This is a genomic window from Crocosphaera sp. XPORK-15E (assembly GCF_034931425.1).
In the GTDB taxonomy this organism is placed as follows: domain Bacteria; phylum Cyanobacteriota; class Cyanobacteriia; order Cyanobacteriales; family Microcystaceae; genus UHCC-0190.
In genome coordinates, this window is record NZ_JAYGHQ010000002.1 from 27669 (window position 1) to 41800 (window position 14132).

Sequence of the window (14132 nt, forward strand, 5' to 3'; positions counted from 1 at the left end):
CTAAAACTTACTCTGAATTAGATTTCTATATTGTGAGAAAACGATGACATTTTTCCTGTAGAAAAATAATCATTTGTCATAATTTCTTAAACTAGCTGACAAAAACTTTTAACCTTTATTGAAATATTAAAGCTGTGACACCTACCATTAGTGATACTAACGTAAAAGCTGCCTTAGCGGCGATCGAGTCTGACATAGCAACTGTGTCAGAAAAGATTGAAATGTTGATTGAAATGGCAGCAGGGCTGCAAAATAAACCAAAAACCCCGCAACAACTCGAAGATGCTGTCTCTCTCTACTGTAGAGGACTAGAATTATGTCCCCCCGACTATCCCTTATTGCGGGCCAGATGTTTATCAGGAATGGGGACAGCTTTGCGTACTATTCCCTATGAAGGGCCAGACGTATTATTAGAGGCAAAAACTGCTTATGAGACAGCCTTACCCATTTTAGAAGAATATGCCTCCCCGGAAGAAGTGGCCGAGACACAGATGAATTTGGGGGTAGTATTGCAGGGTTTAGTGGGGTTTCATCAGGCCACCATGCCAGAAGCAGTACAAGCGTATCAAAAAGCAGTCAGAGTATTTACAGGAGAGAGTTATCCCCAAGAATATGCCATTTTGCAAAATAACATTGCGATCGCCTATCTTTCCATGCCTTTAAGCCCAGAAAAGGACAAAATGCGTCAAGGAATGGCAGTACAGTCTTTTGAAGCAGCGTTGCAATGGGTGACATTAATTGATCATCCCACTGAATATGCCATGTTACAAAACAATTTGGCCAATGCCTTGCAGTATCTTTCTAGTACCCATCCTATCGAAAATAATTTAAAAGCATTAGCAGCTTATGATGAGGCATTAAAGGTGAGAAATGCCCAAGATATGCCGATAGAATATGCCAATACTATCGCTAATAAAGCCAATGTTTTGTTTAATTTACCGGATGATGTAGAACACCCTGAATTTGGCAATGCAAATAATTTAAGACAGTCCCAAGCTTACTATCAGGAAGCAAAAAAAATATTCAGTGATTATGGACAAATAGAACGGGCTAACATTGTCGCAGAAATGTTGAAAGACATTGAAAAAGAATTATCCGTATTTACTCATAATTCTAGCTTGAACTAGGGGCTAAAAAGTTTATCGTTTACTTAATTTAAGGAGCAAAATCTCAATGACTGACATTATGGGTTATTTAAGTACGGATGAAGTAATTCAGACCTTTTTTAGCAATCTCATGGTAGGAGAAATTACCTTAGTAACTGGCCTATTTTGGTTAATGGTTGCTGCGGTTATTTCTGCTATTAGTGGGGCCATTGGTGGCATTTTATTAGCAGGGAAAGATATCGGTTATGAATTAGCGGCAATTCTTGGTAGTTTATTTGGTCCGGCGGGGGTTATTCCTGTGGCGGCTATTGGGTTAGTTATTTTAAAATTCATCTAGGAGTTATTGACAATGTTAGATCTCGCTTGGTATTCTGCAAAATTGTTTTTAAAGGGCAAATTATTCCGTAACCCTGGTTATTTTTATCGACAATTAACCTTTGGAATATTGATCGGTTTATTGTTGTTAGTGGGTTTAGGAGAAACCGGATTAAATCTTGCTGTTGTTATTACCATTTCTAGTTTAGTAACAGGGATGATTATGCCATTTTTACTAAAAGATGTGAAAATGCAATAATTAGTGATTTCTGGGGGCAAACGGCCGTTTGTCCCTCCATTTAATTTGATTAAAATAAACAACAAAAATGACACAATCAATTGATAAAATACCCACCCTAGAAAACCTGATCGAAGAAATTAGTCGTTATGAACAAATTGTGAGTCAATGGGATAAAAATCAACAGGTTGTAGTTGAAAGATTAAAAGAAGCGGTTGAGGCGTTACATAAAGAAGCCTTAACCCGTCTAATTAAGACAGTAAAAAAAGACGCTTTACCCGCTTTACGTCAGGCAGTTGAAGATGAATTAGTTTATGGACTTTTGCGATATCATGACTTAATAAAAGCCCCTACACCTCCCTTAGAAAAACGCATCGAACAAGCCTTAGAAACTGTTCGTCCAGGGTTAAAAAGTCATCACGGAGATATAGAATTAGTTGCGATTAAATTACCTGATACAGTAGAAGTTAAATTAGTAGGAACTTGCAGCAATTGTCCTGCGTCTACTTTAACAATGAAACAAGGGGTAGAACAAGCAATTAAAACTTACTGTCCTGAAATCAAAAATGTAGTGTCTGTTAATACTTCTGCTGTTAGTAAGACGGGGGAAAATATTAATAGTCCCTTTGCTGCTTCTCAAGATGCCGGGTGGGTAGCTTTAGCAAGGGTTGATGAAATTACGAATGGGGGAATATTACCTTTAGAAATTGAAGGATTAAAGTTAATTTTAGTGAGAAAAGATGAGATAGTTAAGGGATATCGTAATAGTTGTATGCACTTAGCTATGTCATTAGATACAGGAAAAGTAGAAAACGGTATTTTAACCTGTTTACATCATGGGTTTCAGTATCAGTTAGAAACAGGCGAATGTCTCACCTCTCCAGGGATGTTTTTAGAAGCTTATCCCGTTAAACGGAGTGGGGAAAGAGTGTTAGTTAAAGTAGCTTAGGTTAAAAATCATGATCAAATTCTCTGGTAAAAAAATAAAAAACTTGCTCAAGAAGATAGAACGTAAATATCACCCAAAATATCAAATAAATTTTTTAAATCAGGGAATGATTAACCTCATTGATGTTGGGTCTATTGGTGGTTTACCCTCCCCTTGGAATACTCATGCTAATTGTATCAATTTTTTACTCAATTTTGAGCCAAATGAAGCGATCCAGAAGGGTAAAAATTTCATGACTTATAATACAGCATTATGGGAAAGTGAAGAAACTCTGCCATTCTATATTTATAAAGGATTTAATGCAACAGGGTCTTCTTTATTTCAACAAAACTATGAATACGTTCAAAATAATTGGGAAATCTTAAGTTTACAAGGGCCTAAAGAACTAGCAGAAACATGGTTTGAAAGGTCAGAATTAGTAGAAACAAAAACTTTAAAATGTCGTTCCCTTGATCAAATTATTAATGCAGAATTTTCTTTAAAGACCTTTCACTTTTTGAAAATTGATGCTCAAGGAGCAGAATATAATATTCTTAAAGGAGCATCTGAATTTTTATCAAAAAGTTGTGTTGGACTTCATCTAGAACTTTTTGTTATTCCACTCTATAAAGAAATTGCTTTGCTCACTGAGGTAGAAAGTTATCTAAATAATTTCGGTTTTAAACTCATTAAAAAGTTTCCGCCCCATGGAACCTTTAATTCTCAGCATGATTGTATCTTTATTAATGAGTCAAGAAATCCACAAATTGCTTCTAAAATTCGTAAAATTTATCAAATTGATCATTAAAAAAACCCTAAACTACAAGAAGCTAAGACGCATTTAAAATGCCTATTAGTAACACAGGCTTCTAGCCTGTGACAAGCAAGACTTATGCTAAATAAGTCATTATAAATGCACAGCAGCTTACTAAAAATTAACCCCAAAAATAATGGAAATACCTTTAAAAATAAACCCTACACCTCAAACCCCCGTCAATGAATCCTATTTAAACATACTCTCTCCCCAAGGCGCAGAAATTATCCTCGGTGAACAAACAGCCGAAAGCTTAGTCATACCCCTAGAACCCAGTCCAAACACCATGTTTGGCCCAAGAGGGGCCTGCTTAGTCTCAGAAACCGGGCCGCTGTGGGTATCTGACACGGGACATCATCGCCTTTTAGGGTGGAAAAATCGCCCCCAAACCAACGGACAACCCGCAGACTGGGTTATTGGACAACCCGACTTTTATCAAGAAGGGCAAAACGCCAAAGGAACCCCCCAAGCAAACACCGTCAGCGTTCCCACCGGAATATGCGTCTGTGGGGAAGGGTTAGCGGTAGCTGATGCTTGGAACCATCGGCTATTAATTTGGAAAAAATTGCCTCAAGATAGCAATATTCCCGCCGATATCGTCTTAGGACAAGCAGATTTTCACCAAAACCAGGTTAACCGAGGGGAGACAGACACCGCCGCCGATAGAATGCACTGGCCCTATGGGGTTATGTATCATCAGGGAAGGCTATTTGTGGCTGATACAGGCAACCGTAGGGTGTTAGTCTGGAATCAACTACCAACCTGCAACGGACAACCCGCAGACTACGTTTTAGGACAAGCTGACATGAACCGACGGGATGAAAATGGGGGCGGTAGTCCCACGGCTTCTAGTCTGCGTTGGCCCCATTCTTTGGCTATTTGGCAAGATAATTTAGTTTTAGCAGATGCAGGAAATAACCGTCTGATGATTTGGCAAGGTATTCCCACCAAAAATAATACTCCCTGTCAAATTGTGTTAGGACAAGCTGACTTTTCAGCCGCAGAATTGAACCAAGGTGGCTATTTTCCTGCTGCTAATAGCCTCAGTATGCCCTACGGGGTAGCAGTTACAGATAAATGGTTAATTGCGGCTGATACGGCTAATTCTCGCCTGGTGGGATGGACTGGAAACCCCCAGATAGGGGCTACTGCTGAAGGTTTAACGGGACAATTACATTTTCGCAGTAAGAGTGAAAACCGTTCCTATGGAAGTTGCGATCGCCATAGTTTGAGTTGGCCCTATGGTATCTCAATCTGTGGAAATACCGCCATTATTGCGGATTCTGGCAATAATCGGGTATTATTGTGGTCAATGAATCAATAATCAGGACTTATGCAATACTTACGGCATTTCCCTATTAATTGTGTTTTCCGTAGAGGTAATTCATCAATTACCTCTACACATAGAGTCTATGGGGAAATCCTAAAAAATGTCCAGAATAAACATTTTGTAATCACCCTAATAGATGATTCAGTTGGGGGAAGTTTACATCGCCCGTTTATTCTTCAATGGGAAGGTAGGCTGCTAGAACTGAAGGTCAACACTTGAAAAGTACGACAACATTCCAACAACCCATCGAAAAAACCCCAACTAAAATTCATCTTTTTCCTAAAAAAACTCCCCCAGTAAAAGTAATGGAAGAGTGGCAGGAAGTTGACGAATTTTTGAGTAGTAGTTTCCAAAAAGAAGCCACGTTTATTCGTGACTTTTTGGCTTACCTAACTATGTCTACCATGTTCATTTTACTTGGACTTTTAATTGGGGTTCTCGGTTATCATTGGACAGCCCATTTAAGCTGGATTGATGCTACAGTAGAAGCATCGATGATCCTCAGTGGAATGGGCCCGGTTAGTCCTTTACAGACCAATAGTGCCAAGCTTTTTGCGTCTATTTATGCTCTGTTTAGTGGCTTGGTTTTTGTGTTAGCTATGGGGGTTGTTCTCTCTCCCCTAGTATATAGTTTACTCAAACAATTACGTCTGAATACTAAAGATTAAGTCAGATTTTAAGGAGTTCTTCGTATCGGGTTTCTACTTGAGAAATTAACTCTCTTAAAGTTGCGTCACTTGCTAAGGTTTCCCACACTTGTAAAATATAATCAGGAGAAACATCTTCTAACGGACAATTTCGATGAGGAAGTCGGGTTAAATATTGTTCTAATAATTGAATGGTTTCTTGTAGCCATTTCCCTCGATTTTCTGAGTCCATGCTATCATAAAGTAGTTGTCCTTTAATTAAAGCTTGTTCAATACGGCTTAATTTTGTTTTCTCCTGCTCAATCATCCATTGCTGCATATCTTGAGGGTATTGCTGGAATTTTTCTCGAATATTCGTTAACATTAGGGTTATTTTAGAAGATATTTTTAACTAATTTACCAAAGTTATTAGAGACTTTTTATGAATAAAATGTTAAGCTAAAAACCTGTTCGTAGTAAGCCCTTTAGGGCTGAAGCCCTCACTACGAACTAAATCTTAATCTTAAGATTTTCTAAAAAAAGAGTGACTCTTGATAATTTTACCCATTCAATAGAAGCATCTTCTTTGAAAGAACCCTGTTTATATTATGCACGAACTGGGAATCACCCAAAATATTGTAGCCATTGTTACAGAACAGGCTAGGGGCGCGTCTGTCAAGCGTGTTACCTTAGAAATTGGTCAATTATCCGCAATTATGCCAGATTCTATTCGTTTTTGTTTTGATATCTGTTGTCAAGATACTATTTTAGAAGGAGCAACTTTAGATATTATTGAAGTAGCAGGAAAGGGAAAATGTCGTCATTGTGGGGCAGAAGTAGCATTATCTCAACCCTTTGGAAAATGCGATCGCTGCGGGAGTAAGGAATTAGAAATTATTCAAGGACAAGAATTACAAATTAAAGAAATGGAGGTAGAAGAAATATGTGTGTAACTTGTGGTTGTTCAGATGATAATAATGTCACTTTAACTAATATTCAAACTGGGACAAAAACAGATATGAATACTCATCATCATACCCATACTTTACCCGATGGAACGGTGATTACCCATTCCCATGATCATGAAGAGCATCATCATTCCTCAGTCTCAGAAATTCATGCTAAAATGCACGGAACTACTATCAGTTTAGAACAAAAGATTTTACAGAAAAATGATTTAATTGCTGCACAAAATCGAGGCTATTTTAAAGGTCGTGATATCTTAGCATTAAATTTAGTAAGTTCTCCAGGTTCTGGCAAAACAACCCTATTAACCCGCACAATTAATGATTTAAAAGAGCGTATTATTATTAATGTCATTGAAGGCGATCAAGAAACTGAAAATGATGCCCAAAAAATTAAAGAAACAGGCTGTAAAGTCATTCAAATTAACACCGGAACAGGCTGTCATTTAGAGGCAGACATGATCGAAAAAGGCTATACACAATTAAACCCCGAAACCCATTCAGTATTAATGATTGAAAATGTCGGAAATTTAGTTTGTCCTGCCTTATTTGATTTAGGAGAATATGCCAAAGTCGCCATTTTATCTGTAACAGAAGGGGAAGACAAACCCATCAAATATCCCCATATGTTTCGGGAAAGTAAGGTGATGATTTTAACGAAAATAGATTTATTACCTTATGTGCCTTTTGATACAGAAAAATGTTTAAACTATGCCAGACAAGTCAATCCCAACATAGAGATTTTTCAAGTTTCATCATTGACAGGAGAAGGGTTATCAGACTGGTATGATTGGTTAGCAGAACACTGTCATCTAGAAAATATTGCCAAGGCAGTTTAAGTCCTGTATGCCAAGTTATTTTTTATCTTTGTAGGGGCAAGGCATGAGAAAATTATGGCAACTGAGACGAAAGCCTAATCATTTGCCTTGCCCACTCCTAAGATTAAATTTTTTTAAAATTTAACCTGTTCAGGAATTATAGAGAGTTGACATTTTTTGCGCCTAAATTTCTTAACCCGCTCTCAGTCAATTCTCAGGAAATATTCATACTTTCAAAGCTTAATAGTCCGTGAATTGATTGCCCAAATTAACGGATAAAAATTCGATGAACAGTCAAACACTCGCCTTCAAAATCCGCACTCTTATCACCATGTTAACCGCAGGGTCTTTATTCGCCATGGCCTCTGCTGCTTCTGCTGTTACCCTAAAAGTATCTATCGAAAACCTGGCCCCTGCTAACGGAACCCTGTTAACCCCCCTTTGGTTCGGGTTTCATAATGGTGGCTTTGATATTTATGATCGAGATGTCTCCTTAAATTTATTTCCAGGTACTGAAAGTTTAGTAGAAGATGGCAACACTGGGCCTATCTCCGCTCAATTTGATCTAGTGGGTGCAGGTACAGTCCAAGGAACCATCTTGGGAACAGGAGGCCCAAACGTCGGCCCTATCGATATGGGTGAAATCGCCTCATCGCAATTACTTGAAGTTGACCCAACTTTAGCCAGTAGTCGTTATTTTAGCTATGCTTCCATGGTAATTCCTAGTAATGATGCTTTTATTGCCAATGGGAACCCTTTAGCTCATCGTATCTTTGATGATTTAGGTAACTTCATCGGTGCTGACTTTATTTTGTTGGGATCTAATATTCTCGATGGGGGAACAGAAGTCAATGACGAAATCCCTGCCAATACAGCTTTCTTTGGACAAGCTACCCCCAATACTGGGGTTGATGAAAATGGTGTTGTCACCCTTCACGGTGGGTTTATTCCTGGAGGGCCAATTTTATCTACTCCTCGATTTGCTAATGCAGACTTTACCGCTCCAGGTTATCAAGTTGCCCGCATTCGTGTGGAATTAGTTCAAGTTCCTGAACCAAGTACCATTATCGGTTTATTAGCGATCGCCGGAGCATTTTGTCTTAAAGGCCGTAAAGGGGTAGGTTAATGGAGTTAGAACTTACGCAAAGCCCCTAGAAATTGAGTATTTTTGTAGGGTCAATTCATGAATTGACCCTACAGATAGTTCTGGTGCTTAAGTCCCATGCTCGCTTCCCAAATTTTCCCTAAGTAGTTAACAAAACTAAACAATTCGTTAAGATAGAGTAAATAAAGTTTTTTAGCGTTGTTTATGAATTTGAACCTGAATCGTTCAACCTCCCTACAGTCTTCCTTAATACTCATCGCTCCATTTTTTCTCTGGGGAACGGCTATGGTTGCCATGAAGGGGGTAATTCCCCATACAACCCCATTTTTTATGGCTGGAGTGCGGTTAGTCCCTGCGGGCATCCTGGTGTTACTGGTGGCATCTTTGTTTAACCGGCCTCAACCTCAAGGGTGGAAAGCTTGGCTATGGATCGCTTTATTTGCCTTATTAGATGGGGCAATGTTTCAAGGATTTTTAGCCGCAGGGTTAACTCGGACGGGGGCCGGTTTAGGTTCAGTAATTATTGACTCCCAACCTTTAGCAGTAGCGTTAATGTCTAGCTGGTTATTTGGTGAAGTAATTGGCATTTGGGGAGGTATTGGGTTAGGGTTTGGTATTCTTGGCATTAGTTTAATTGGTTTGCCTCAAGATTGGTTTGAAAGTTTATGGCAAACTCAATCAATTTCTTTTAATTTTAATGCATGGGAACTGCTAAATAGTGGCGAATTATTAATGTTATTGGCTTCCCTTTCTATGGCAGCAGGAACCATTTGTATTCGTTATGTGAGTCGTCATGTTGATCCCGTAGTAGCGACAGGTTGGCACATGATTTTAGGGGGTATTCCTTTATTTTTAATCTCTGGTATTTGGGAATCTCAGCAATGGGTAAATATTGATTTACACGGATGGTTAGCCTTAAGTTATTCGACAATTTTTGGTAGTGCGATCGCCTATGGTATCTTTTTCTATTTAGCCTCGAAAGGTAATTTAACCAGTATCAGTTCTTTAACTTTTTTAACCCCTGTTTTTGCATTGAGTTTTGGTAATTTATTTCTCAATGAAGTCTTAAACCTGTTGCAATGGTTTGGGGTTGGTTTAACCTTAATTAGTATCTATTTAATTAACCAACGGGAAACCTTTGGCAAACAATTGCATGATGTTAGCTCAAAAACTTGGCTAATGTTTAAAAATACTTTAGGAAAAATTTCTGAAACCACTTAATATCAAGAGGTAAAAATCAATGGCGGAAAAGCATCAATTTGACCCAGAAATCCTGGATCGTATTATCGAAATGGCTTGGGAAGATAGAACTCCATTTGAAGCGATAGAAGTTCAATATGGACTCTCAGAAAAACAGGTCATTTCTATGATGAGACGAGAGATGAAATCCTCAAGTTTCCAGATGTGGCGCAAACGAGTATCAGGACGGAAAACGAAACATAGTCATCAACGTTCTTTTTTAATAGGACGGTTTAAATCTGCTAATCAAAGTTAAACTTTAAGATAATTTATTGACATCATTATTATGACTCGTTTAACCCAAAATCAAACATCAAACCCCTTACAATCTTCTTGGAAAGTTACGTTACTTTATGATGGTGACTGTCCTCTTTGTCTGCGAGAAGTGCGTTTTTTACAGAAAAAAGATCAGGAACGAGGACTGGTAAACTTAGTTAATATTGCTGATGATAATTATTCTCCTGATGACCATTTTGGGGTAGACTATAAAGCAGCAATGGGGCGTATTCATGCTATTTTACCTGATGGAACCATTCTTAAAGATATCGAAGCTTTTCGCTATGTTTATGAAGTTTTAGGGATGGGTTGGGTGTATGCAATCACCAAAATTCCAGTGGTGGGAAAATTAGCAAATTGGATATATAATATTTGGGCAAAATTACGCCTTCCTTTAACGGGAAGATCTGATTTAGAAACCTTAATATTAGAACGAAAAACTAAGGGAAAATGTGAGTAAATTTATGGTATTTTATTTCTTTTATTAAGCCATTTTTTTGCTTCTTCTATAAACATTTTTGCGTAAGTTAAAGCAGTTTGTGCTTGCTGTTGAGTAATTTTAATCAGTTGGTCATAGTCCCCTAATTGTCTTAAATCATAAGTTATTCTCATTGCTTTTGCTAGTTCTGATGAAAGTTCTCCGGTTTGAATAAAATATTGTCCAAACTGCTGTCTAATACCTCTATGAGTGCTAGTTTTAATATTTTTGGAGATTAACAGGGCTTGGGTTGCACAATAAATACTATAATAACAACGAGAAATACAAGCACGATAATAAGTATTTTCGAGTAAGAGGGTTGCTGCATCTATTTCTTGATCAGCTTGATTCAAATAGAATATAATTTGAGTCATAGAATAATACCTTCTCGATGAATATTATCCATTAATGGACTTTTTCGATAGATATAATCTTCTTCTGAAACGGGAATAATAGAAAGCATTTGATGATATTTAAGTTCTAGAGAAACCGCAATATCTGCCATCTGAATAATTTCATCTCCTGGAGAAACAGGACTTTTTAAGACTACCATTATATCAATATCAGAATCTTCTTTTGCATCTCCTCTAGCTTGAGATCCAAAGAGAATAATTTTAATTAATCTATCTTTATATTCTCTCTGAAGTTTTTTATTAAATTCTTTAAGAATAGGTATTAACGTTTGTTCCTGAGTCATTTTTATTAAGACAATATTTACTTAAGTTGTTGACATAATTTCCGAAAATGTTCCCCCCGATGTTCAAAACTTTGATATTGATCAAAACTCGCACAAGCAGGAGATAATAAAACCACTTTCGCTTGATTTTGTTTCCCTAATTCTAAACCTCTTTTAACCGCATTATCCATCGTTTCCACAATTTCATAACTATTATAACCCGATTCTTCTAACCGTTTAGCAAAGCTTACAGCAGCATCACCAATTAACAAAACTGTGGCAACTTTTTCTTTAATTTGGGCGATCCATTTGCTATCATCACCCTCTTTTGCTTCCCCTCCAGCAATTAAAATGGTCGGTGATTTAACAGACATTAATCCCACTTCTGCGGCATCATAATTAGTCGCTTTACTATCATTAATAAACTCAATACTATTAATAGTTGTAATATATTCTAAGCGATGAGGAACCCCTGTAAACGTCGCTATAGCTTGGGCGATCGCCCCTTTTTCAATTCCTGCTAATCTTGCTGCTGCTACTGCCATTAAAAGGTTTTGTTGATTATGAGAACCCGCCATTTTAAAGAGGTTTAAAGGTAAAATTAATTCCCCAAAAGCCACCACCCAATTATCTTGAATGTAAACCCCTTTAGAGGGATCACAAAGTAAATTTTCCTTACCTTTTATCGTTGTCCAATAAGCATCGGCCCATTGATGTAAACCGACTTGATGTAAGTAAGGATCATCCCCATTAAAAATTTGATATTCACAGCGTTGTAACAAAGATGCCTTAATAGCGTAATAGTTATTTAAGGTTTTATGGCGACTTAAATGATCAGGGGTAAAAGTTGTCCAAATACCAATTTTAGGACTTAATTCTTGAGATGATTCGCATTGATAACTACTAATTTCTGCTATAATAAAATCATAAGCTTGGTTGTCATCTTTTGGGGATTGAGCTAAAGCTAATTCACAAGCAGCATAACCAATATTGCCACAGGATGGCGCGTTTAATTTAGCACCTTGAAAAATAGCCGAGACTAAAGCAGTAGTAGTAGTTTTGCCATTAGTTCCCGTAATTCCCACCCAAGGAGATGACTTAAGATACCGCCAGGCTAATTCTAACTCTCCAATGGTATCAATGCCTAGGTTACGCGCTTCTATTAATAAGGGAACATCCCAAGGAACCCCAGGACTAACAACAATTAAATTAGGTAAATTAGAGGGGTTTAAGGTGGGGGTATGGCCTAATTTAACCGTTATGCCTTCGGTTTGTAACTGTTGCTGTATTGGGTGTAAATTAGGAGAGTCTGAGCGATCGCTTAAGATCACTTCCCACCCGTCTTGTTTGAGGCATTTCGCAGCAGCAATTCCCGATCTTCCCAGTCCGATAATATAAGCTATGGCCATCGTTTTCGTGTTTTAAAGCAATCTATATGGTAGCAGACAAGGGTAAATGTGGGGAGTGGGAGGAGACGAAAGAGCTAGATTTGTCTTAAAATAGGAGAGTAAAAAGGAAAAATCGACATAAGATGTAATCAAAATTGTTTTATCTTTTGGTTGAAATTGATAGTATTACTCATTAAAATAGTCTAGAAAAATAGAAGATAAACTTAGATCTTCGAGGTTAAACTTATTACTTAGGTAAGGGCGGGTTGATCTAACATATCATTAGAAAAAATAATATTTATCAACATAAAAATAACTTTTACTAAAAAAAAGTCATCGTCAAATAACAACAGAATAAGACAAGACACAAGAAACCTGGTTAAATAGTGTAGAATAGGCTATTCTAACAACTATGCACAGTAACGACGACCTCAGCGTAATCGAGAGTGCGGATCAATTTGATGACCCCTTGGATCGCTTAGAATCAGTAGATGCTAACGTACCACCCCCCGATCCAGAGGAAATGTTGCCAAAACTCAGGGATACTGACCCATCCCAACGAATGCTGGCAGCGCGGGCATTTTGTGAGCTACAAGAACCCAGAGCGATCCCCCACCTCATTCAATTATTAAATGATATCTGTCCCCTAGTGCGGGTCAGTGCAGCCTACGCTTTGGGCAGAAATACTAATCCTGAAGCGGTGGCCGCCCTCATACAACTCTTAGCCACAGACTGGAATGGTTATGTGCGGAAAGGCATAGTCTGGGCCCTGGGCAATAGTAGCGATCGCCGGGCCGTAAAACCCTTAATTCACTCCCTGAGAACAGATATTTCCGCCGTGCGCCTCTGGGCCGCCAGTAGTCTGGCCCAAATCGCTAAACTAGAATATGAAGACGTGATCTCCTCCATGGCTCCTCTGATTGAAGGATTACGACGGGATGCAGTGGCAGCAGTGCGGGGAAACTGTGCCTGGGCCATTGGTCAACTCTGTCGGGAACTCCCTTCTAATGTGGTCTATGCTACCGCTATTGATGCTTTACTAGAAGCCTTAGTGGAAGATGAGGACTACGGCGTAAAAGAAGATGCCAAAAGTGCCTTATTGCGGCTAGGAGATCCCAGAGGACTGCAAATGATCGAAGATCTCGAACTAGAAGGACTAATTTAGGGTCAATGACAAAACCGTTAATTTTAGGCATTAGTGGGGCATCAGGGTTAATTTATGGGGTTCGTGCCTTAAAATTTCTCTTAGAAGCTGATTATGAGGTGGATCTGGTCGCTTCTAAAGCGAGTTACATGGTTTGGCTGGCCGAACAAAATATAAAAATGCCCGCCGAACCAGACTTACAAGCAGCATTTTGGCGAGAAAAGGCCGGGGTTCCCACGAAAGGAAAACTCCTCTGTCATCGTTGGGGTGATGTGGGGGCCACCATTGCTAGTGGTTCTTTTCGGACTTTGGGCATGGTCATTATGCCCTGTAGTATGAGTACGGTGGCTAAATTGGCCACGGGGTTAAGTTCCGATTTATTGGAAAGGGCCGCGGATGTACAACTTAAAGAAGGTCGTCCCTTGGTGGTGGTTCCCCGTGAAACCCCCTTTAGTTTGATTCATTTACGGAATTTAACGACCTTAGCAGAGGCCGGGGTGAGAATTGTCCCTGCTATCCCGGCCTGGTATCATAATCCCCAAACCATCGAGGATTTAGTGGATTTTGTGGTGGCCCGTACCCTAGATCAATTAAATATTGATTGTGTTCCCTTGACCCGTTGGCAGGGACATTAGGAAGTGTGGGGAGTGTGGGGGGGAAAAGAACCCAAACTTATAAAGGGGTTT

At 38.7% G+C, this 14132-nt stretch carries 19 protein-coding genes; 15 read left to right on the plus strand and 4 right to left on the minus strand.

Going from position 1 to position 14132, the window contains the following annotated elements:
• Positions 1 to 134 precede the first annotated feature (134 nt).
• From VB691_RS01460 to VB691_RS01490, 7 genes are all read left to right on the plus strand, one after another.
• Complete coding sequence (locus VB691_RS01460) at positions 135 to 1127, plus strand: hypothetical protein (RefSeq protein WP_323289679.1); 993 nt, start codon at positions 135 to 137, stop codon at positions 1125 to 1127.
• 46 nt (positions 1128 to 1173) lie between these two features.
• Entirely contained in the window at positions 1174 to 1443 is a 270-nt protein-coding gene (locus VB691_RS01465) for a hypothetical protein (RefSeq protein WP_323289680.1), read from the plus strand.
• Positions 1444 to 1455: 12 nt separating this feature from the next.
• Complete coding sequence (locus VB691_RS01470; RefSeq protein ID WP_323289681.1) at positions 1456 to 1680, plus strand: hypothetical protein; 225 nt, start codon at positions 1456 to 1458, stop codon at positions 1678 to 1680.
• A gap of 67 nt (positions 1681 to 1747) precedes the next feature.
• Positions 1748 to 2608: a NifU family protein gene (locus tag VB691_RS01475; RefSeq protein WP_323289682.1), complete on the plus strand. Its 861-nt coding sequence runs from the start codon at positions 1748 to 1750 to the stop codon at positions 2606 to 2608.
• A gap of 10 nt (positions 2609 to 2618) precedes the next feature.
• Positions 2619 to 3395: an FkbM family methyltransferase gene (locus VB691_RS01480; protein ID WP_323289683.1), complete on the plus strand. Its 777-nt coding sequence runs from the start codon at positions 2619 to 2621 to the stop codon at positions 3393 to 3395.
• A gap of 142 nt (positions 3396 to 3537) precedes the next feature.
• The gene (locus VB691_RS01485; protein WP_323289684.1) at positions 3538 to 4725 is read left to right on the plus strand and encodes a hypothetical protein; all 1188 of its coding nucleotides are present in this window, start codon (positions 3538 to 3540) and stop codon (positions 4723 to 4725) included.
• A gap of 221 nt (positions 4726 to 4946) precedes the next feature.
• Complete coding sequence (locus tag VB691_RS01490) at positions 4947 to 5399, plus strand: two pore domain potassium channel family protein (RefSeq protein ID WP_323289685.1); 453 nt, start codon at positions 4947 to 4949, stop codon at positions 5397 to 5399.
• Position 5400: 1 nt separating this feature from the next.
• Here VB691_RS01490 and VB691_RS01495 read toward each other — a convergent pair whose 3' ends face one another.
• Complete coding sequence (locus tag VB691_RS01495) at positions 5401 to 5742, minus strand: hypothetical protein (RefSeq protein WP_323289686.1); 342 nt, start codon at positions 5740 to 5742, stop codon at positions 5401 to 5403.
• A gap of 223 nt (positions 5743 to 5965) precedes the next feature.
• Here VB691_RS01495 and hypA point away from each other — a divergent pair, with 223 nt between their 5' ends.
• The 6 genes from hypA (at position 5966) to VB691_RS01525 (ending at position 10220) form a co-directional block, all read left to right on the plus strand.
• A complete protein-coding gene (hypA, locus tag VB691_RS01500) occupies positions 5966 to 6310 on the plus strand; it encodes a hydrogenase maturation nickel metallochaperone HypA (RefSeq protein ID WP_323289687.1) in 345 nt (114 codons plus the stop codon).
• Entirely contained in the window at positions 6301 to 7161 is an 861-nt protein-coding gene (hypB, locus tag VB691_RS01505; RefSeq protein WP_323289688.1) for a hydrogenase nickel incorporation protein HypB, read from the plus strand. Before hypA ends, hypB begins: the two co-directional genes overlap by 10 nt.
• A gap of 265 nt (positions 7162 to 7426) precedes the next feature.
• The gene (locus tag VB691_RS01510; RefSeq protein WP_323289689.1) at positions 7427 to 8266 is read left to right on the plus strand and encodes a spondin domain-containing protein; all 840 of its coding nucleotides are present in this window, start codon (positions 7427 to 7429) and stop codon (positions 8264 to 8266) included.
• Positions 8267 to 8449: 183 nt separating this feature from the next.
• Positions 8450 to 9466 (plus strand): DMT family transporter, encoded by a 1017-nt coding sequence (locus VB691_RS01515; RefSeq protein ID WP_323289690.1) that lies wholly within the window; start codon positions 8450 to 8452, stop codon positions 9464 to 9466.
• A 19-nt stretch (positions 9467 to 9485) separates the two neighbouring features.
• Complete coding sequence (locus VB691_RS01520; protein ID WP_323289691.1) at positions 9486 to 9740, plus strand: TIGR03643 family protein; 255 nt, start codon at positions 9486 to 9488, stop codon at positions 9738 to 9740.
• A 30-nt stretch (positions 9741 to 9770) separates the two neighbouring features.
• Positions 9771 to 10220, plus strand: a complete 450-nt coding sequence (locus VB691_RS01525) for a DUF393 domain-containing protein (protein WP_323289692.1) — start codon at positions 9771 to 9773, stop codon at positions 10218 to 10220.
• Positions 10221 to 10222: 2 nt separating this feature from the next.
• Here VB691_RS01525 and VB691_RS01530 read toward each other — a convergent pair whose 3' ends face one another.
• The 3 genes from VB691_RS01530 to murD are packed head-to-tail and all read right to left on the minus strand — an operon-like array spanning position 10223 to position 12323.
• Positions 10223 to 10612, minus strand: a complete 390-nt coding sequence (locus tag VB691_RS01530; protein WP_323289693.1) for a HEPN domain-containing protein — start codon at positions 10610 to 10612, stop codon at positions 10223 to 10225.
• Positions 10609 to 10935: a nucleotidyltransferase domain-containing protein gene (locus VB691_RS01535; protein ID WP_323289694.1), complete on the minus strand. Its 327-nt coding sequence runs from the start codon at positions 10933 to 10935 to the stop codon at positions 10609 to 10611. The genes VB691_RS01530 and VB691_RS01535 overlap by 4 nt, the downstream gene beginning before the upstream one ends.
• A 17-nt stretch (positions 10936 to 10952) precedes the next feature.
• The gene (murD, locus tag VB691_RS01540; protein WP_323289695.1) at positions 10953 to 12323 is read right to left on the minus strand and encodes a UDP-N-acetylmuramoyl-L-alanine--D-glutamate ligase; all 1371 of its coding nucleotides are present in this window, start codon (positions 12321 to 12323) and stop codon (positions 10953 to 10955) included.
• Between the two features lie 391 nt (positions 12324 to 12714).
• Between murD and VB691_RS01545 the strand changes: the two genes are divergently transcribed.
• Both VB691_RS01545 and VB691_RS01550 read left to right on the plus strand, forming a co-directional pair.
• On the plus strand, positions 12715 to 13467 hold the full coding sequence (locus tag VB691_RS01545; protein WP_323289696.1) for a HEAT repeat domain-containing protein: 753 nt from the start codon (positions 12715 to 12717) through the stop codon (positions 13465 to 13467).
• Between the two features lie 5 nt (positions 13468 to 13472).
• Positions 13473 to 14081: a flavin prenyltransferase UbiX gene (locus VB691_RS01550; protein ID WP_323289697.1), complete on the plus strand. Its 609-nt coding sequence runs from the start codon at positions 13473 to 13475 to the stop codon at positions 14079 to 14081.
• Positions 14082 to 14132 lie beyond the last annotated feature (51 nt).